Annotated in this window: 20 protein-coding genes; 9 read left to right on the top strand and 11 right to left on the bottom strand. The window is 51.2% G+C overall.

Going from position 1 to position 16,780, the window contains the following annotated elements; all coding sequences use genetic code 11:
- Positions 1-129: 129 nt before the first annotated feature.
- Genes lepA through P304_RS0111580 form a run of 7 tightly spaced genes read left to right on the top strand, consistent with a single transcriptional unit; the run spans position 130 to position 7,035 of the window.
- Positions 130-1,920, top strand: a complete 1,791-nt coding sequence (lepA, locus tag P304_RS0111610; protein ID WP_027390667.1) for a translation elongation factor 4 — start codon at positions 130-132, stop codon at positions 1,918-1,920.
- A 27-nt stretch (positions 1,921-1,947) separates the two neighbouring features.
- The gene (lepB, locus tag P304_RS0111605) at positions 1,948-2,721 is read left to right on the top strand and encodes a signal peptidase I (protein WP_201766968.1); all 774 of its coding nucleotides are present in this window, start codon (positions 1,948-1,950) and stop codon (positions 2,719-2,721) included.
- Positions 2,722-2,730: 9 nt separating this feature from the next.
- Positions 2,731-3,192, top strand: a complete 462-nt coding sequence (locus P304_RS0111600) for an N-acetyltransferase (RefSeq protein WP_027390665.1) — start codon at positions 2,731-2,733, stop codon at positions 3,190-3,192.
- Positions 3,193-3,225: 33 nt separating this feature from the next.
- Positions 3,226-3,534 (top strand): ATP-dependent Clp protease adaptor ClpS, encoded by a 309-nt coding sequence (locus P304_RS0111595; RefSeq protein ID WP_027390664.1) that lies wholly within the window; start codon positions 3,226-3,228, stop codon positions 3,532-3,534.
- Positions 3,534-5,768 (top strand): ATP-dependent Clp protease ATP-binding subunit ClpA, encoded by a 2,235-nt coding sequence (gene clpA, locus P304_RS0111590; RefSeq protein ID WP_027390663.1) that lies wholly within the window; start codon positions 3,534-3,536, stop codon positions 5,766-5,768. Before P304_RS0111595 ends, clpA begins: the two co-directional genes overlap by 1 nt.
- Before the next feature lie 10 nt (positions 5,769-5,778).
- The gene (gene kdsB, locus P304_RS0111585; protein WP_027390662.1) at positions 5,779-6,498 is read left to right on the top strand and encodes a 3-deoxy-manno-octulosonate cytidylyltransferase; all 720 of its coding nucleotides are present in this window, start codon (positions 5,779-5,781) and stop codon (positions 6,496-6,498) included.
- Between the two features lie 3 nt (positions 6,499-6,501).
- Positions 6,502-7,035 carry a Pycsar system effector family protein gene (locus P304_RS0111580; protein ID WP_027390661.1) on the top strand — a complete coding sequence of 178 codons (534 nt, stop codon included), beginning with the start codon at positions 6,502-6,504 and terminating at the stop codon, positions 7,033-7,035.
- Here P304_RS0111580 and P304_RS0111575 read toward each other — a convergent pair.
- From P304_RS0111575 to gspG, 9 genes are read right to left on the bottom strand one after another with little or no spacing between them, the layout of a single operon-like run.
- The gene (locus tag P304_RS0111575) at positions 7,028-8,014 is read right to left on the bottom strand and encodes a YhdH/YhfP family quinone oxidoreductase (protein ID WP_027390660.1); all 987 of its coding nucleotides are present in this window, start codon (positions 8,012-8,014) and stop codon (positions 7,028-7,030) included. The genes P304_RS0111580 and P304_RS0111575 overlap by 8 nt on opposite strands.
- 40 nt (positions 8,015-8,054) lie before the next feature.
- Positions 8,055-8,822 (bottom strand): hypothetical protein, encoded by a 768-nt coding sequence (locus tag P304_RS0111570; RefSeq protein WP_027390659.1) that lies wholly within the window; start codon positions 8,820-8,822, stop codon positions 8,055-8,057.
- 3 nt (positions 8,823-8,825) lie between these two features.
- Positions 8,826-9,329 (bottom strand): type II secretion system protein GspM, encoded by a 504-nt coding sequence (gspM, locus tag P304_RS0111565; RefSeq protein ID WP_027390658.1) that lies wholly within the window; start codon positions 9,327-9,329, stop codon positions 8,826-8,828.
- A complete protein-coding gene (locus P304_RS0111560) occupies positions 9,326-10,381 on the bottom strand; it encodes a type II secretion system protein L (RefSeq protein WP_027390657.1) in 1,056 nt (351 codons plus the stop codon). Before P304_RS0111560 ends, gspM begins: the two co-directional genes overlap by 4 nt.
- Positions 10,363-11,274 (bottom strand): type II secretion system minor pseudopilin, encoded by a 912-nt coding sequence (locus P304_RS0111555; protein WP_027390656.1) that lies wholly within the window; start codon positions 11,272-11,274, stop codon positions 10,363-10,365. Before P304_RS0111555 ends, P304_RS0111560 begins: the two co-directional genes overlap by 19 nt.
- Complete coding sequence (locus P304_RS0111550) at positions 11,264-11,824, bottom strand: PulJ/GspJ family protein (protein WP_027390655.1); 561 nt, start codon at positions 11,822-11,824, stop codon at positions 11,264-11,266. The genes P304_RS0111555 and P304_RS0111550 overlap by 11 nt, the downstream gene beginning before the upstream one ends.
- Positions 11,805-12,137: a type IV pilus modification PilV family protein gene (locus P304_RS0111545; protein WP_027390654.1), complete on the bottom strand. Its 333-nt coding sequence runs from the start codon at positions 12,135-12,137 to the stop codon at positions 11,805-11,807. The genes P304_RS0111550 and P304_RS0111545 overlap by 20 nt, the downstream gene beginning before the upstream one ends.
- Positions 12,124-12,576 carry a pilus assembly FimT family protein gene (locus P304_RS0111540; RefSeq protein ID WP_160165072.1) on the bottom strand — a complete coding sequence of 151 codons (453 nt, stop codon included), beginning with the start codon at positions 12,574-12,576 and terminating at the stop codon, positions 12,124-12,126. Before P304_RS0111540 ends, P304_RS0111545 begins: the two co-directional genes overlap by 14 nt.
- Before the next feature lie 19 nt (positions 12,577-12,595).
- Entirely contained in the window at positions 12,596-13,042 is a 447-nt protein-coding gene (gene gspG / locus P304_RS0111535; protein WP_034765425.1) for a type II secretion system major pseudopilin GspG, read from the bottom strand.
- A 281-nt stretch (positions 13,043-13,323) separates the two neighbouring features.
- Between gspG and P304_RS0111530 the strand changes: the two genes are divergently transcribed.
- Both P304_RS0111530 and P304_RS0111525 read left to right on the top strand, forming a co-directional pair.
- A complete protein-coding gene (locus tag P304_RS0111530; RefSeq protein ID WP_027390651.1) occupies positions 13,324-14,718 on the top strand; it encodes a flagellar assembly protein A in 1,395 nt (464 codons plus the stop codon).
- Complete coding sequence (locus tag P304_RS0111525) at positions 14,705-15,583, top strand: FapA family protein (protein ID WP_027390650.1); 879 nt, start codon at positions 14,705-14,707, stop codon at positions 15,581-15,583. The genes P304_RS0111530 and P304_RS0111525 overlap by 14 nt, the downstream gene beginning before the upstream one ends.
- Before the next feature lie 29 nt (positions 15,584-15,612).
- Here P304_RS0111525 and P304_RS0111520 read toward each other — a convergent pair whose 3' ends face one another.
- The gene (locus P304_RS0111520) at positions 15,613-16,365 is read right to left on the bottom strand and encodes a LytR/AlgR family response regulator transcription factor (protein WP_027390649.1); all 753 of its coding nucleotides are present in this window, start codon (positions 16,363-16,365) and stop codon (positions 15,613-15,615) included.
- Between the two features lie 139 nt (positions 16,366-16,504).
- A complete protein-coding gene (locus P304_RS17135) occupies positions 16,505-16,669 on the bottom strand; it encodes a hypothetical protein (RefSeq protein ID WP_160165071.1) in 165 nt (54 codons plus the stop codon).
- Positions 16,670-16,780 lie beyond the last annotated feature (111 nt).

The following is a 16,780-nucleotide window of genomic DNA, read 5'->3' as shown; positions in this document are numbered from 1 at the left end:
GAAGCATGATTTTCCCTTTTCCTCCCCGCGTAAAATTTTTTGCAAGGACTTCGCTGCTGAGTAATGATATATAGTCTGTTTGCGGAAATACACGTTAATTCACTCTTTGTAGAAGGAATTTAGATACCTATGGACATGAAGTTTAAACGGAATTTTTCGATTATTGCCCACATCGACCATGGAAAATCGACTCTGGCCGACCGTATTATCGAGTTCTGTGGCGGCGTACAGGATCGCGAAAAAAAGGATCAGATTCTGGATAAGATGGAGCTGGAGCGCGAACGGGGGATTACGATCAAGGCGCAAGCGGTGACGCTGCGGTATGAGGCGCTTGATGGTCAGGTGTATGAATACAACATTATCGACACTCCGGGGCACGTGGATTTTTCGTATGAAGTTTCCCGCTCGCTCGCTTCGTGCGAAGGGGCGCTGCTCGTCGTTGATGCGTCGCAAGGGGTAGAAGCGCAAACGTTGGCAAACGTGTACTTGGCGGTCGATAACGATTTGGCGCTGGTGCCGGTGTTGAATAAAATCGATCTCCCTTCGGCAGAACCGGAGCGGATTCGGGCTCAAATCGAAGAAGTGATCGGGATTGATGCTTCGGATGCGGTGCTGGCTTCGGCCAAGGCGGGAATCGGCATTCGTGAGATTTTGGAGGCGATTGCCGTTCGCATTCCGGCTCCAGAAGGTGATCCGGAAGCTCCGTTGCAGGCTTTGATTTTTGACTCGTGGTACGACTCCTATCAAGGGGTTATTATCATGTCGCGCATTGTGAATGGGACGCTGCGCCGCGGTATGAAAATCCGTGGCTACCGCAGTTCGCGCGATTACGAAGTGCTTCAGATTGGCTATTTTGACCCGTTTCCCCGCGAAACAGATGAGTTGGCGGCGGGGAGTGTTGGGTTTATTGTGGCGGGGATAAAAGATATTCACGATGTTAAGGTGGGCGATACGTTCTTCCAGACTTCGCGTCCAACGACGCCGCTGGAAGGCTATAAAGAAGTGAAGCCGATGGTGTTCAGTGGGCTCTATCCTGTCGATAGTGCCGACTACGACGACTTGCGCGATGCGATGGATAAGCTGATTTTGAACGACTCATCGTTTACGTTTGAGCCGGAAACATCGGTCGCGTTGGGGTTTGGTTTCCGCTGTGGTTTCTTAGGGCTTTTGCACATGGAAATCATTCAGGAGCGTTTGGAGCGTGAATATAAACTGAGCTTGATTACGACGGCGCCGACGGTAACATACCACGTTTACACGACCAGCGGCGATATGTTGCGCGTCGATAACCCCAGTCAGCTCCCAGAACCGCAACATATTGATCGGATCGAAGAGCCGTTTATCACGGGGACGATGATGTGCCCCGAAGAGTATATCGGGCAAATTATCACCCTGTGCCAGACCAAGCGCGGCATTCAGAAGTCGATTCAGTATATTGGTTCGGATCGCGCCATGATCACGTATGAATTGCCGCTCAACGAAATTGTTCTCGATTTTTACGATCAACTAAAGAGTATGACACGCGGCTATGCGTCGCTTGATTATGAATTTCTGGACTACCGCCCAGGCCGATTGGTCAAGCTCGACGTGCTGCTTAATGGCGATATGGTCGATGCGCTGTCGCTGATTGTGCATAACGATCAGGCCAATATGCGCGGGCGTGATTTGACGATAAAGATGAAGGAAATTATTCCGCGCCAGATGTTTGAAGTGGCGATTCAAGCGGCAATTGGCAACCGTGTCATTGCGCGGGAAACGGTCAAAGCGATGCGCAAAAACGTTCTTGCCAAGTGCTACGGTGGCGATATTTCGCGGAAAAAGAAGCTCCTCGAAAAGCAAAAAGAGGGCAAGAAGCGGATGAAGCAGGTAGGGTCGGTAGAAGTGCCGCAAGAGGCCTTTATGGCGGTCTTGAAGGTTTGATTTTGAGAAAACATAAAGGAATGGCGCATGTCTCGCTTTGAACAGTTAAAACAGAAAATTGAACTCGAATATCTCGACGGCATTATTGCCGTCTTTTATCTGCTGGCCGTTTTGTTGTGGGCTGATGAAATGCCACTGAAGCTTGGCAAATCAACGGTTTCTATCCCGATGATTATCATTTTACTTTCCTTGGCGATTTTTCACGCGCGGGTCTTTTTCGTGTGGCACTGGAAAAAGCTGCGTCCTTCAGGGAAATTTTACGAAGCAGTGCAGGGAATTTCGCAAACACTGGCGATGGCGCTGGTGATCATTTTGTTTATTGCACAAGCATTTAAGATTCCTTCTGGTTCGATGCTGGAAACGCTCCAAATTGGTGATCATTTACTGGTGAATAAATTTATCCACCATTTTACGGGGATTGATCAGGGCGATATTGTGGTATTCAAATTTCCCCCCGATCCTTCGGTGGATTACATTAAGCGCGTTGTGGCACTGCCGGGCGACCGCGTGGAAATTCGCGCCAAAGAATTGCTGGTCAACGGAAAGCCGTATCACACCGGATATGAGCAGTTTATTGATCCGATGATTCTGCGCGATGCGCGCGATTTCATGCCGGAGTTTGTGGTGCCGGAAGGTCATTACTTTACCTTGGGAGACAATCGCGATAACTCTTTTGATGGTCGTTTTTGGGGTACGGTTCCCGAAGAAGCCATTTTAGGCAAAGCATTTATTATTTATTTTTCGTGGGATTCAGAGGCCGGCAATGTTCGTTTGTCGCGGATAGGCAATTTGATTCGGTGAGGTAACGCCATGATTGTTATTGAAAAAGGATTGATTAGCGACGCACGCACCATTCATACACTGATTAACAGTTTCGCTGGTGAAGGGTTGATGCTGCCAAAGTCGCTCACCGATGTGTACGAAAATATTCGTGATTTTTTTGTGGCGCGGAGTGCGAATGGCGATGTTGTGGCGTGCGGCGCGCTACGGATTATTTGGGAAGACTTAGCCGAAGTGTGCTCGCTCGCGGTGCACCGCGAATTTCAGGGGCAGCGGATGGGGGCGTTGATTGTCAGCGCCTGTTTAGAAGAAGCGCGCTCGCTGGGTATTGCACGGGTGTTTGCCCTCACATATCAACTTGGATTTTTTGAAAAGATGGGATTTGTGGAAATCGATAAAAATCAATTGCCGCATAAAATTTGGGCGGATTGCATTAAGTGTTCGAAGTTTCCCGAATGCGACGAAATTGCGGTCGAAATTTCCTTAAAATAGTGATTACTCTGACTCAATTGAATAGGTATTTGTATGTCATTACACGATCAGTTTCAGCCACATGATGATGTGGCGTTAGAAATTCGCCAGCCACGGAACTACGTGGTGATTCTTTTGAACGACGATTACAGCACGTGGGATTTTGTGGTGGAAGTGCTGATGCGCATCTTCCGTAAAGCTCAGGCGGATGCCGAACTCATTACCAGCCATGTTCATCGCAACGGCGAAGGGATGTGCGGTGTGTATCCTCTGGAAATTGCTCAGACGAAAGTGGCACAGGTGCACCAGCTGGCAAAAAAGCGAGGCTTTCCCCTGCGCTGCACCATGCGTGAGGTGGAATGATGCTCAGTAAACGGCTTAATCAGGTAATTGCCCTTGCGTTTCAGGAGGCAACGGAACGGCGCCACGAATACTTAACGCTCGACCACCTGCTACTGGCGATGTTGACCGATACACTTATTTTACAAGTACTTTCCGGTTGTCAGGCTGACCCGCGGGTGATTCGCAATCAGGTGCTTATCTACCTTGATTCGCTCGAAGCACTCCCCGAAAATACGCGCGAAGAGCCCGTGCAGACGGTGGCGTTTCAGCGGGTGATGCAGCGGATGATTCTGCATCTGCAAAGCGCGGGGAAAAACGAAGCCGAAACGACTGATCTGCTCGCGTCACTGCTGGTCGAAACGGATACCATGGCGACGTTTATCCTCCGTTCGCAAGGTGTTGAACGCGCCGATGTGTTAGAAATCATTTCGCACGGTATTTTGCGCGAGGATGACGAGCACACTGCCGCAGCACCGTCCGATGATGTTTCCGGAGAAAGTGGCGCAAAGAAATCGCTGCTGAAAGCGTTTACCGAAGAGTTAGTAGAAAAAGCCCGTGACGGTGGACTTGATCCGTTGATTGGGCGCGATCCCGAAGTGCGCCGCGCTATTCAGGTGTTGTGTCGCCGTAAGAAAAATAATCCGATTTTTGTCGGCGATCCCGGTGTTGGTAAAACCGCGATTGTCGAGGGGATTGCCAGCCGCATTGCTGATGGCAATGTGCCGCAAATGTTGCGCGATGCACGTATATATTCGCTCGATGTCGGGTCGTTGTTAGCGGGTACGCGCTATCGTGGCGACTTCGAAAAGCGGCTGAAAGGGATCGTGCAAGAGCTACTGAATGCAACCCACACAACGATTCTGTTTATCGACGAAATCCATACGATCGTTGGTGCCGGGGCGACCAGCGGCGGTTCGGTGGATGCGGCCAATATCCTGAAGCCTGCGCTGGCGTCAGGAAAATTGCGCTGCATTGGCGCGACGACGTTTCAGGAATACCGGACGCACTTTAAAAAAGATGTGGCGCTCAACCGCCGCTTTCAGAATATCGATGTGAACGAGCCTTCGGTTGACGAGACGGTCAAAATTTTAATGGGACTGCGTCGCCATTACGAAGAGCATCATCAGGTGCGCTACAGCGAAGCGGTGCTCCGTGCGGCGGCCGAGCTTTCGCACCGCTACTTAAACGACCGCTTTTTGCCGGATAAAGCCATCGACTTGATCGACGAAGTGGGGGCATCGTTTCGGCTACTCCCTCCTTCGCGCCAGCGCAGCAGTGTGACAGTGGCGGATATCGAACGGTGCCTGGCCACGATGGCCAAAATTCCGGCACGGACGGTGCCGAGCGATGACCGCGAAGTATTGCGGACGTTAGAGTCAGAACTGCAACGGGTGGTATTTGGGCAGGATGACGCCATCCGCCTGCTTTCCCGCTCGATCAAGCGTTCGCGTGCCGGACTGGGGAATCCGCGCAAACCGATGGGCTCTTTCCTGTTTACTGGCCCAACGGGAGTGGGGAAAACCGAAGTGGCGCGGCAGTTAGCGTTCGCGCTCGGAATCAATTTCACCCGCTTTGATATGAGCGAGTACATGGAAAAACACGCGGTTTCGCGCCTTATTGGTGCGCCGCCAGGGTACGTTGGTTTTGAGCAGGGTGGACTGTTAACCGAAGCGATTCGCAAAAATCCGCATACTGTCTTGCTCCTCGACGAAATTGAAAAGGCGCACCCTGACCTGATTAACCTATTGTTGCAGGTTTTTGACCATGCGACGCTGACGGATAACACGGGTGTGAGTGCGGACTTTCGCAATACAGTCATTATTATGACGAGCAACTGTGGCGCGCGCGAGTCGGCACAGCTTGGTTTTGGTTCTGACCTGCTGCCCCGTTCCAAAGAGGCAGTCGAGCGGTTCTTTTCGCCGGAGTTCCGCAATCGACTCGATGCGATTGTGCCGTTTGCGCCGCTGGAAGCGACGGTGATGGAGCGGATTGTCGAAAAGTTTGTGCTTGATCTGGAACGGCAGCTGGAAGAGAAAAAAGTAAAAATTGCGCTGAGCCCTGCGGCCTGCGGCTATCTAGCGAAAAAGGGATACAGTCCGCAGTATGGCGCGCGTCCGCTGGCGAATTTAATCCAGCAGGAAGTGCACGACGTACTGGCGGATGAAATCCTTTTTGGCGCCTTGGAAAAAGGTGGGTCGGTTGCGGTTGACTTGGACGATGAAGGCACGTTGACGTTTGCCTATTCCACCACATAAGGGAGTTGCTATGCACATCATTATCCCAGCGCGGTACGCTTCAACCCGTTTTCCGGGGAAACCGCTCGTCATCATTGCGGGCAAACCAATGATCCAATGGGTCTATGAGCAGTGTTTACTGGTGCCAAACGCTACGGTAACGGTTGCAACCGATGATGAACGGATTGCCGATGTGGTGCGGGGCTTTGGGGGGAATGTCGCGTTGACCTCGCCGGAGTGCGCGACCGGGACGGATCGCGTGGCCGAAGTGGCGGCGAAGGTGGACGACGAGATTATTGTCAATGTGCAGGGCGACGAACCGCTCATCAATCCGCTGATGATCGAGCAAGCGGTTGCGCCGCTGCTGCGCGATCACACGCTGATGATGGGCAGTCTAAAGCGTCCGTTTGATGCTGAGGAAAATCCTGATAACCCGAATATCGTCAAAGTTGTCGTCGGACATACCGACCGCGCGCTCTACTTCAGCCGTTCGCGACTGCCGTTTAACCGCTTGGCCTACACGGATTACTTCGCCCATGTTGGGTTGTACGTGTATCGTCGCCCGTTTTTGCTCGATTTTGTGACGTGGCCACGCTCGCCACTGGAGCAAGCGGAAGAGCTGGAACAATTGCGGGCGCTGGAGCGCGGATACGCGATTAGTGTGCCGACCACCGAATATACAACTATCGGAGTGGATGTGCCGGAAGATCGTGAACGGGTGGAGCGGCTTTTGCGTGAAAAAGGAGTATAAGCGATGTCAGATTTAGATACGCCCATAACACCAACCACAAGTCCAGCGCCAGCCGAAGAGCCACTCTTACCACGGCTGCTGGCAACCAATGTGCTCAATGCTAATTTGGTAAAGCATATGGATTACAATAAGATGGCTGACCATAAGGCCAGCGCACTGCTGACGGTTTCGACGGTGATTATTACCATCACGCTGGCGCAGTATGATCGGATGGATCGTTTTGTCCCCGAAATACTATTGCTGACGAGTGTGGTGGCGATCTACTTTAGCTTGTTGACGATTGTGCCACAGGTTCGAGATGTCAGCGGCATTGATATTTTTCACTACCAGAGTTTTTCGAAAATTTCAGAACAAGAGTACATTGCGCTTGGGAAAAAGCTAATCAACGACCGCGAAGCGCTCTACGAAGCGTACTTGCGCGATATTTACTACCTCGGCTCGTTTCGGCTGAAGAGTAAATATCGCAAGCTGATGTACGGTAAGTGGGCGTTGTTGGCGGGATTAGTGGCGGCTGGTGGGGTTACTCTCGTCAGATAAGCGATACGACGGTTCTGCCCCGCACACTACCCGCCAGCATCGCTTCGACGCGCGCGGCAATATCGCTCAATGTGATGGTGCTGCTGAGAGCGTCGAGGTTGGCGGGTTTCCATTCGCGGCTGAGCTTTTGCCAGATCTGCTGGCGCTTCGGCATTGGGCATTGCACGGAGTCAATGCCGATAAGCTGTACGCCACGGAGAATGAACGGAAAAACGTTGAGTGGCAAATCAGCCGAACCGGCGAGACCGCTGCACGTGACGGTTCCGCCGTAGCGGGTTGACTTGATAGCGGCTGCCAGCGTTGTGCCGCCGACGACATCGACCACGCCGCGCCACCGTTCTTTCAAGAGCGGGCGATTGGGGTCGCCAAGCGCATCACGCCCAATCACTTCTTGTGCTCCAAGTGCTTTTAACCAATCAACCGCGTCGCTTTTGCCACTCACGGCCACAACCTGATAGCCAAGTTTCGCGAGGATGGCCACCGCGAGCGAGCCGACGCCGCCTGTGGCGCCGGTGACGAGAATCTCACCTTCATTGGTCGGCACTCCGTGTTCAAGCAGCGCCTGCACCATCAGTCCGGCGGTGAGTCCCGCCGTACCAAAAATCATGGATTCTGGTGGTGTTAGCTCCGCCGGAAGCGGCATTACCCAGTTCGCGGGAACGCGGACGTATTCGCCAAATCCTCCATCGGTGTTCATGCCAAGGTCAAAGCCAGTGACGAGTACCGGGTTCTGTGGGGCGAAGGTGCCAGTGCGGTCGTCCACCACTTCGCCGACAACATCAATGCCGGGCGTGTGTGGATACTGTTTGGTAACGCCCTTATTGCCGGTTGTTGACAGGGCATCTTTGTAGTTGAGTGATGAGTAGTGGACGCGGATGAGAACGTCGCCATCGGGCAGTTCTTCTGTCGTTCTCTCAACGACGCGCGAAGAAAACTGATTGTCTTCTTCAAATACACGGAAGGCTTGGAAGTTAGACATGGTTTTCCCCCTGTTGTTGTTTTGAGGTTTGTAAAGTGGGTTAGTTCCATTCACTGTATTGCAGCGGCTGATTGCCGCCACTAAGCTGGAGTTTTATGGTGCCGTCTGCGCCGGGCATAACACCCGTGAGGCTGGTAATCGTTTGGGTTAAGCCGTCACCGGTAATCGCAAGGCGCAGGCGAAACATCCCTTGCTGATCGAACTCGCCAGTGCCGGTGATCCGCCCTTGGTTCGTGGTCAGTTCAATATTGTCGAGTGTCCCTTTGCCGCCTTCAAAGGCTATCCGTGTGACCCCATCGCGCAGTTGTAAATCTTGCAAGACCATTTTTAATCCGGCAATGGGGTATACCGGCCCGAGGATGCGCAGGGTGGCGCTCCCATGTTGTTGTGTGGGGTGGAAGGTGGCAGTTCCAAAAAGTTCACCTCCCGTGAGTGGGAGCTGGAATAGGCTGAAAATAGAGCCGAGCGGAATGGTGTCAATCGTGCCATTGCCTTGGCGGTTACCAAGCGGAATCTGAAATGCCGCTTCGCCGGCTGGAGCAAGGCCGGCAGCGATTTTGGCACTCCACTGAAACGGCGAAAATCCGAGTGTCAGGGTGTCGAGTTGTACGCGATACCCTTGCCAGGAAATATCGACGGGGTTGAGCTTGATGCCACTCAGCGAAAGATGCGAGTCGTAGGCCACAAAACGGAGTCCGGGAATTTTTGTCGCTCCGTAGTTCGCAATGCGGTGCCACGGCATGAGTATCAACAGAAAAAGCAGGGTTATCCCGGCAAAGGCGAGAATTTTTAGTGCACGCTGCATCATCGGTTATGCCCCCCGCTGAATGATGATCACGAGATCAGCGCGGGTGGCGTTGTCAAAGCGACGCGCCAGATGCATGCGTAGCACTGCTGCTCGTTCTGCCTGAAGTGTCTGCAACAGTGTGTCCACTTCTTCGGCATACAAGCCCTCAAAGCGTGCTTCGTAGGCTTGCTGAGTGCCGTAATTTATGGGGCGTGCACTGACAAAGCGGGGCTGGAGATTGAGTCGGCTTGCGAGTCGTTCGATGTAAGATACCTGAGAAGTGTCAACATTCGTTTTCAGTTGTGTTGAGATGTGGCGATATTCGCTAAGGAGTTGTTCCACTCGTATTTGTGTTTGCAGTGTTCGTTGTGAGCGTTGTTCAGAGTTACCGATGGCGGACGCTGACGTTTCCCAGATTTGCCACAGGATGAGAAGTGCAAGAAAGACCCCGCCCCAGAGCAGAATTTTTTGTTCACGGACATTGAGTGCCTGATATTTCTGGTTTAAGTGCGCGAATGACTTTTTCATGAGCGTCCTCCCGTGATGCGGAATTCTATTTGCTCACTGGTACTGTCCGCGCGTAAGAGTCTCCAGTGCAAGGGGATGTCGAGTTGAGCGAGTTTTTCCATGAGCGCATCGACCAGAACAAGGGTCGCACTGCGACCGACCAGTTCCACTTTCCCATCTTCGAGAGTCACTTCTTGCAATGTAATCCCTTCCAGTCCGCTAAAGGCCAGTGAAAGGGTGCTCAGTGAGGTATGAGGCGCGATGCTGCCAGCGGCATTACCACTGGCACTACGGATGCGCGAGAGGAGAATGCCAACGGGGTCGACGGGAACTCGTTCTCCGGGGAAGGCACCACTCCAGAGGGTTTCGATCTGTTTTTTGCTGGCGTCATTCACTAATGCTCCGGCATACCCGCTGAGCCCGAAGCTGACGAGCAAGCACACCGCCGCAATGGCAACTCCGCTGATGATTTGATTCCCTTTTGGGAGGCGGCTCAAAAAGCTTGGGCGCTTTTCCAGAGCCACAGAGAAATCAGGAATCGGTTTAGAGGTTGTTAGGTGATCAAGGGGCGATTCTGCTTCAAACAGGGGTTGCCAAGTAACAATCTGGAATTTCCCTGTTTCATGACGTTCCACGACCATAGTGACGCCACCGCGATATTCGGCGCGCTGCCCTGCAGGAAGGAGTTGTACCTGTTGCAGTAACCACGTTGCGGCGTTGCACAGTACGGCAACGGGGCGATAGCCGCTGGAGCGAGCCACACGCTCTTCGGTGCGAATCAGTGAGGTGTCCGACACAAATGCGAGGTCGACGTTATTCATACTAAACAGCATGACGGCGTGCTGTGGCGTGATGGGATATTGGGCGCGCAGTTCGCTCCGTGCAATCGCTTCACGGCGGCTTTTTTCCACCGGTGGCAAGGTGAGTATGATGGGAAAGAAAAGGTGATCAGCAAGCACCATGATCACTTCGCGTGATCCGGTGTCGCGCAGAATGCCACGTTCATTTTCGCGGCGACCGTCATACCAGCCGAGGTGGGGGTAGCGGTCGAGAGTTATCTGATTTCCTGCCATAGTACTATCCTGGCGCTCCGGTTAAAGGTTCTTTCGACAATAATAAAGTAGCGAAAGATGATTCCGCTACGGACAACTTCCATATCAAGTTCAAAACGGTCAGAACGGACTCCCAGCACCCCTTCGATAGCAGCATATTCATCGGCCTCGATAGTTGGATCGAGATTGAGGATATCGACCACCGCTTGAATGGGGCCACTGGTCCGTTCGCCGACGATTTGTGCTGCCAACGATGGGCGATCGGTCAAAAAAGCGATTTGCTCTTCGTCCGCAAAGTTTATGTTGAGTTTTTCGGTTTGGCCGATACTAACAACCTCGCGTAGGAGGTCGACATCGCGCTGCGTGAATCCCTGAATCATGCGTGCTTCGGCGTATCGTACCAGAGGAGCGTTTCGAGGGCGATAATTTTTATCGGCACGGAGGTATTCGTCTTTTTCGGCACCGCCCGGTCGCGTGGTGTCGTCGCTATCAACCCAGTCTAAAAAAGTGGCCAGCGGAAACGGGGGCTCTTCGGGATCGCGCTCGGTTTGCTGTGTCAGAAACTCTTCATATCCCGGTCTTCCCAGCAGTTGGGTGAGGTTGATGCGTGCATTGGACGGGGTAACGCGAAACGAAATATCGTAATGATCAGGAGTCGTCATGTAGCGGGGAAATCCGAAAAACCACCAGTCGGTCGTGGCATCATAGAGGTTATCGTCGAGCACAATGGCACGCATAAACCCTTCGGTGATATTCAGGGCGTATTGAGCCGCTTGACGTTGCCAGATGGAAAGGGTGACGCGTGCGACGGCATCTTCCCGTTTCGCAACGAGGTACACCGCAAATGGCATAATGGCGACGAGGAGCATCATGACGCTAAAGAGGGCAAACCCTTTTTTGGTTTTATCGTTCATAGGTGGTGCCAAGGAATGGAAATGCCTGAAGGCGATACTCGCGATCACTTTCGTCAGTCAGTACCATTTCGATTTTGTCTGGAGCAAGGTTATTGTATCCCCAACCAGTAAAGGTTCGATTGCCGCGATGAAAGAATATTTTTACTTCTTGAATGCCACTGGCGAGCGGAATGGCGATGGGTGCTTCAAGGAGATTGCCCTGTTCGCGTCTAAAAAGCCAGTTTTCTTCACGCACTTTTTCAACGTAGTAACTTACGGTGAGAGGAGGTGGCACATCCAGAAAGGAGTTGTCGGTAGATATTTCCAGCTTGCCGCCGACAAAGACGGCGCGACCGCTTAGTTGACGCATATCGTGGCTAAAAAAATAGTCAAGCGCAGCGATTTGGTCGAAGCGATTTTCGCCTTCTTCGAGCGAAGCATAGCCGCGCTGAATAGCGGAAGCGACGCTCCAGAGTGTCATGATGGCGACGGCGCCAACAATCGACGCCACCATAACTTCAATGAGGGTGAACCCTTTCTTGGTGGATGATTTATTGTTGGCGGTAGTCATTCAGTATCACTTTGCGCCCTCCAGGGACGGTTACTTCGTAGCTGTGCAGGTCGGCAAAGGGCATGGCGTTGCTGAGTACTTTTTTTTCAAAGGTAAATCCGTCGGGGAGAGGAGCATTGAGTGGTTGATTGTTGCGGTCTGCTGCTAAGCGTTCTTGGGCAATCGAACTGGCCTGCAAGGTGTCGCGGTAGGCCTGTTCAAGGTTGACGGCGGTAAAAAGGTAAGAGGTCAGAATTGCGGCTCCCATTCCGGCAAGGGCGAGTGCGACAATGGCCTCGATTAAGCTGAATCCGCTTTGGTTATGGACGTTCACTGAGCACCTCGTCAACGTACACCTCTGCTGTTAATGGGACAAGTGTATATACTACCCGCTCTCCTTTTTCGTTGATTGCTTCGAGCCAGAAGGGCTCAATGTATCCAACAGGGAGTATCCGTATTTCGATTTTTTCTTCCCGGAAGTCGCTTTGTAAGAGTGTTTTTGCGCGATAGCGTAACGACTGCGGGAGTGGTTTGATAGTGGTGTCCCACAAGAGGCGCTTATTGTTTGGTTCGAGTGTGATAATGATTTGTTGCGTATCGCGGTACGATATTTGACGCGCTTCGGCAAGGATTTGCTGCAATTCGTGGCGCAACGATCCAAGATTATCGCTGCCGCCACGAAACCCATAATAGCTTGCCGCTCCGAGGATAACCACCATAACGAGCGCCACCAGCAACTCTACCAAAGTAAAAGCGGCGTGGTGGCGTAGCATAATATGACGTGGGAATGGATTATTCATTCCGGATGTCGGCATTTACCCCTTCTCCGCCCAGTTCGCCATCGGCACCGTAGGAGGTGATTTCATAGTCTCGTCCGTCTTCAGCTGGTGAGCGATATGCAAAAGGGTTTCCCCAGGGGTCTTTCGGTTCTTCGCGGCGGTCAAGGTAGCCGCCACTTTTCCAGTTGCGCGGTAACGGAGAAATCTCCGGTTTCCTGACCAATGCGACCAGGCCTTGTTCGGTGGTCGGGTAGAATCCATTGTCGAGTCGATAGAGTTTCAGCGCAGCTTCAATGGCTTTGATGTCGGCCTGTGCTTTGGTGACGCGAGCCTGATCTGGGCGATCAAGGATTTTCGGAACCACAAAGGTTGCCAAGACTCCAAGGATGATAACGACTACCATGATCTCGATGAGCGTAAAGCCCTTCGAAAATTTTTGAACACACTCTCGTTTGCGCACGGCTTTTGTCTCCTTATTTTTTACTATCTCTTTGTAACGCGGTAATAGTAGCACAAATCCGCTTGCTTGCTAAAGGGGTGAAGTGATTTTAGATTGCTATTTATTTCGCAACAAAATAACGCTATGATACTACCATCGTGACTATTGAGCGGTTACGCGTTGATGTAGATGCTTTGCGTAAGCAGATTTTGTAAGTTATTTCTTATGTTCAGGTGTGTGTTAGTCGAAAAGCCTGAAATAGGATAAATAGCATTTTGCAAGCTTAATGTCAGGAGTTTGCCATGTCAGAGGTCATCGAAATCAATAAAATGGTTTCACTCGAAGTGTCGGCAGATCGAGTGAGTGCCACGTTGATTATCAAGAAACCAGAAGGGCTGAGTGCCTCGCTGGTAGCCGATGCCGTGGCAGCGGGAAAAATCTCCGAAGTGTATGTGTTAGAGCCGGTGAATCGGAACTTAAAAGAACTTTCAGGAAAACCTCCAACGGCGTTTCCGGCACGAATAGACCTAGCGCGCGGTATTCCCCCAAAGCCTGGAGCGGATTCCCAGGTGGAATATATTATCGACCTGAGAACAAAGCCGGGAACGGTCGATCCCGAAACGGGGCAGATGGACTTCCGCGAACGCGACATTGTCAAACAGGTTAAAGAAGAGGATATTATCCTCAAGCTGATTCCCCCAACAAAAGGGGAAAACGGTTTTGATGTTTTTGGCAATCCGGCTATAGGTGCTGATGGGGCATGGGTTACGCAGTATGTTGCGGGCGAAGGAATTGGCGTTACCGATGAGAGCGGGACGCAGATTTTTCATGCGCTTGCGTCGGGCGTTATTGTCACGCAAGGGAAAGTCCTTTCGGTGAGTGATGTGCTCACGATTGATGGCGATATTGACTTCAAGTCAGGCAATGTCCGTTATAAGGGTACAGTGGTCGTCAAAGGGAGCGTCAAAACGGGTTTCGAGGTTATTGCAAAAGGCGATGTGACGATTGAAGGGTTTGTGGAGCCGGACTCCAAGGTTACGGGATCGAATGTTGTTATCATGAAGGGCTGCTACGGCCAGGTAAATGCGGAACGCAATGTGCAAGCCGAGTTTGCGGAAAATGCCATGGTGCGAGCGGGAAAATCGGTCGGGATTAAGACGGTCAATCGTTCCCAACTGATTGGTTCGCACATTGGGGTCAATAAATTTTCTGCCAGCAAAGCGGTGGCCTATGAAGATATTGCTATAGCCGAAGTTATTTCCCCCAAAAGCAATCCCTCGTCGCTTGAGGTGCAGTATCTCCCTTCCGTGCTTGATATTATCAACCAATTTAAAAGTGAATATGCGTTGATCCGCTTTCGGATTGATCTCAATAAAGCCTACTTAAGTAATTCGGGTGTACAACTTACTGAACTCATTGAATCGCAGCGTATTCCAAGCGATGTTCCGGCTGATGCGGCGAAAGAGGCACATACGTTCTTGCGCGACTTGAAGCTTGCCAGTCGCTTTAAGGCGGCGATTGCCGAGATGGCTGGCCGGTGCGATGGGCGGATTAACCTTGGGCGAGCCGATAATTTTACTGTCATCAATTTGTACGGGAAAGAAGTACAGCTCTATAATGAAAAGCAGAAGGTGACTTTCTCGTACGATAAAGAGAGAAAGAGCATCTGTGAAAGGGGCGATCATGCGAATCATTGATATCCGCGCGCTTCGTCCTGGCGTTCGCGTCGGGCGGAATCTTTATAAAGATCGTACGCTTTTGCTTGCCAAAGGTTACTTGGTTGACGAAGCGCTGCTGCGTACCATTGCTGATCGTAACCTGCGTAATTTGCGGGTGTTTGTCGACGATGGAACTATTTGCGAATTTGAAAAGAAGTCGGGACTCTATTATGTCGACGTGGTAGAGCAGCAGCATGGGAGTGTCAAGCTTGATGCGGGGTTGGTAGTGAATGGATATATCGACTCCCACTCGCGCCTGTTGGTGGCTGGGGAAGTCAATGTGAAGGAAGATATTTTGCCGTATTCGCACCTGAGCGCGCACGGCAAACTAACCGTGCAGGGTGAAATTTATGGTTGCTGCGTGAATGCCTGCGAAAAGATTAAATTGGGCAATGTCGGTAGTGAAGAGCATACGCGAACGCTGATTAGTCTGCAGGAATTTTCCCTGCAAAAGCTTATTATGCTGCGTAATTTGAATGCGATGAAAGCCAATAAGATGGCGCCACTGTTGACAAAATTGCGCGAACCGGTCGCTAAGGTGACGCAACTGGGAAAAAAGATTAACCTGCTCCCTGTGGAGACGCGTACAAAACTTATGGCAGCGTATCAAAAATATATTGAACTGAATACAGAGCGGAAAAAGATTGACGCGCAGCAAGAGTTATTGCAAGCCAAAATGGAAGATGTCAGTCAAACGCCGAAGATTCAATGCTACGGCGCGATCCATCCTGGCGTTACGTTCCGTATTAAGGATGAAGTTTTTATCGTGAAAGAGCCCATGCACCGTTCAGAATTCTTCCTGAATGAAGCGGGCAAGATCGAACATAAAAAAATCCGCGAGTGACGTGGTCGGTAACTCGCGGAGTACATGCATTAGTAGTTGAGTATGCTTTTGAGAAGTTTGACTTTGTCGCGTCCGACAGCTAGGTTGGTTTTTTCTTTATCATCCATACCAACCTGAAACGAACCGCTGAACCACGGAATAAGTTCCCGCACGTGGTTAAGGTTGATAATATGGGAGCGGTGAATGCGTAGGAAGAGTTTGGAGTCGAGCATTTTTTCAAGGTTTTGCAAGGTATGATTTGAGTGATACACTTCGTCGAAGGTATGAAATTCGGTTTTTCCGACCGATGCCCCAATCCAGTAGATTTTCTCTTGATCGATCACTTTCAAGCGCCCGCGAGATTCAACCACGATTTTGCGAATACGGTGTGAGGCGATTTGCCCCATGGCGCCGCGCAGTTGTTCGGAATAAACTTTTTTCTCTTCAAGCCGCTCTTTCAGGCGTTCGAGTGTTTGAAAAATCCGCTCGTCATTATAGGGCTTGAGGACATAGTCAATGGCGTTGACTTCAAAAGCGCGCGTGGCGTGTTCATCGTATGCGGTGCAGAAGACGATGAGCGGCTGTTGGGCGAGGTTCATGCTTTCGAGAGCTATTTCAAACCCACCGAGGTCGGGAATTTCTATATCCAGAAAAACCACGTCAGGTTTGAGTTTCTTGACCAATTCTAACCCTTTTACTCCGCTTTGCGAGTAGCCGGCAATTTCAACATCATCAACTTGGTCAAGGATATAACGCAGCTCTTCAAGTGCTAGTGCTTCATCTTCAATGAGTACAACTCGCATATGGGCTCCTTCTTTGCTTTAGCATTCGAATAGAAGGGTAGATATAAACGATTTTATTGCGAGTTATCAACAAAATTGCCATGCGGCACGGTGCGAAGTGTGCGCATGGCAATGGTAAAGGCATTTTTTGTGCGACACGTTATGGCTCAGGCGGATTTTTCCCGTCACCAAAGAACGTGGTTACGAAGCCGTAGGGCTTATCAACTGTTTTTACGTATTGATTCAACAGGAGCACCACGGCAAAGAAAAATGCCAACATAAAAAATAAAGAGAGAAGTTGTCTGTTTTTGTCTGGCATTCGCATGTTGCACCTCCTGTCGAGTCGCTTTACACTAGGAGCCGAGAGCGCCTATCCGCTGTTATACGTATCGGCATTATAGGGAAATATATTGATATTCTTTTTCAGGAAGGTTTC

This window comes from Chrysiogenes arsenatis DSM 11915 (assembly GCF_000469585.1).
GTDB lineage: Bacteria > Chrysiogenota > Chrysiogenetes > Chrysiogenales > Chrysiogenaceae > Chrysiogenes > Chrysiogenes arsenatis.
Note: the sequence above shows the minus strand (reverse complement) of the source record. Positions and strands in the feature narration are given on the sequence as shown.

What these genes read in the sequence shown, in the direction of transcription:
- gspM (WP_027390658.1), bottom strand. Translation starts at nt 9,329, where the DNA reads ATGAAAAAGTCATTCGCGCACTTAAACCAGAAATATCAGGCACTCAAT.
- P304_RS0111580 (WP_027390661.1), top strand. Translation starts at nt 6,502, where the DNA reads ATGTCAGATTTAGATACGCCCATAACACCAACCACAAGTCCAGCGCCA.
- P304_RS0111540 (WP_160165072.1), bottom strand. Translation starts at nt 12,576, where the DNA reads ATGCTACGCCACCACGCCGCTTTTACTTTGGTAGAGTTGCTGGTGGCG.
- P304_RS0111600 (WP_027390665.1), top strand. Translation starts at nt 2,731, where the DNA reads ATGATTGTTATTGAAAAAGGATTGATTAGCGACGCACGCACCATTCAT.
- P304_RS0111575 (WP_027390660.1), bottom strand. Translation starts at nt 8,014, where the DNA reads ATGTCTAACTTCCAAGCCTTCCGTGTATTTGAAGAAGACAATCAGTTT.
- clpA (WP_027390663.1), top strand. Translation starts at nt 3,534, where the DNA reads ATGCTCAGTAAACGGCTTAATCAGGTAATTGCCCTTGCGTTTCAGGAG.
- P304_RS0111550 (WP_027390655.1), bottom strand. Translation starts at nt 11,824, where the DNA reads ATGACTACCGCCAACAATAAATCATCCACCAAGAAAGGGTTCACCCTC.
- P304_RS17135 (WP_160165071.1), bottom strand. Translation starts at nt 16,669, where the DNA reads ATGCGAATGCCAGACAAAAACAGACAACTTCTCTCTTTATTTTTTATG.
- P304_RS0111530 (WP_027390651.1), top strand. Translation starts at nt 13,324, where the DNA reads ATGTCAGAGGTCATCGAAATCAATAAAATGGTTTCACTCGAAGTGTCG.
- kdsB (WP_027390662.1), top strand. Translation starts at nt 5,779, where the DNA reads ATGCACATCATTATCCCAGCGCGGTACGCTTCAACCCGTTTTCCGGGG.
- P304_RS0111570 (WP_027390659.1), bottom strand. Translation starts at nt 8,822, where the DNA reads ATGATGCAGCGTGCACTAAAAATTCTCGCCTTTGCCGGGATAACCCTG.
- lepB (WP_201766968.1), top strand. Translation starts at nt 1,948, where the DNA reads ATGTCTCGCTTTGAACAGTTAAAACAGAAAATTGAACTCGAATATCTC.
- P304_RS0111525 (WP_027390650.1), top strand. Translation starts at nt 14,705, where the DNA reads ATGCGAATCATTGATATCCGCGCGCTTCGTCCTGGCGTTCGCGTCGGG.
- lepA (WP_027390667.1), top strand. Translation starts at nt 130, where the DNA reads ATGGACATGAAGTTTAAACGGAATTTTTCGATTATTGCCCACATCGAC.
- P304_RS0111560 (WP_027390657.1), bottom strand. Translation starts at nt 10,381, where the DNA reads ATGGCAGGAAATCAGATAACTCTCGACCGCTACCCCCACCTCGGCTGG.
- P304_RS0111595 (WP_027390664.1), top strand. Translation starts at nt 3,226, where the DNA reads ATGTCATTACACGATCAGTTTCAGCCACATGATGATGTGGCGTTAGAA.
- P304_RS0111520 (WP_027390649.1), bottom strand. Translation starts at nt 16,365, where the DNA reads ATGCGAGTTGTACTCATTGAAGATGAAGCACTAGCACTTGAAGAGCTG.
- P304_RS0111555 (WP_027390656.1), bottom strand. Translation starts at nt 11,274, where the DNA reads ATGAACGATAAAACCAAAAAAGGGTTTGCCCTCTTTAGCGTCATGATG.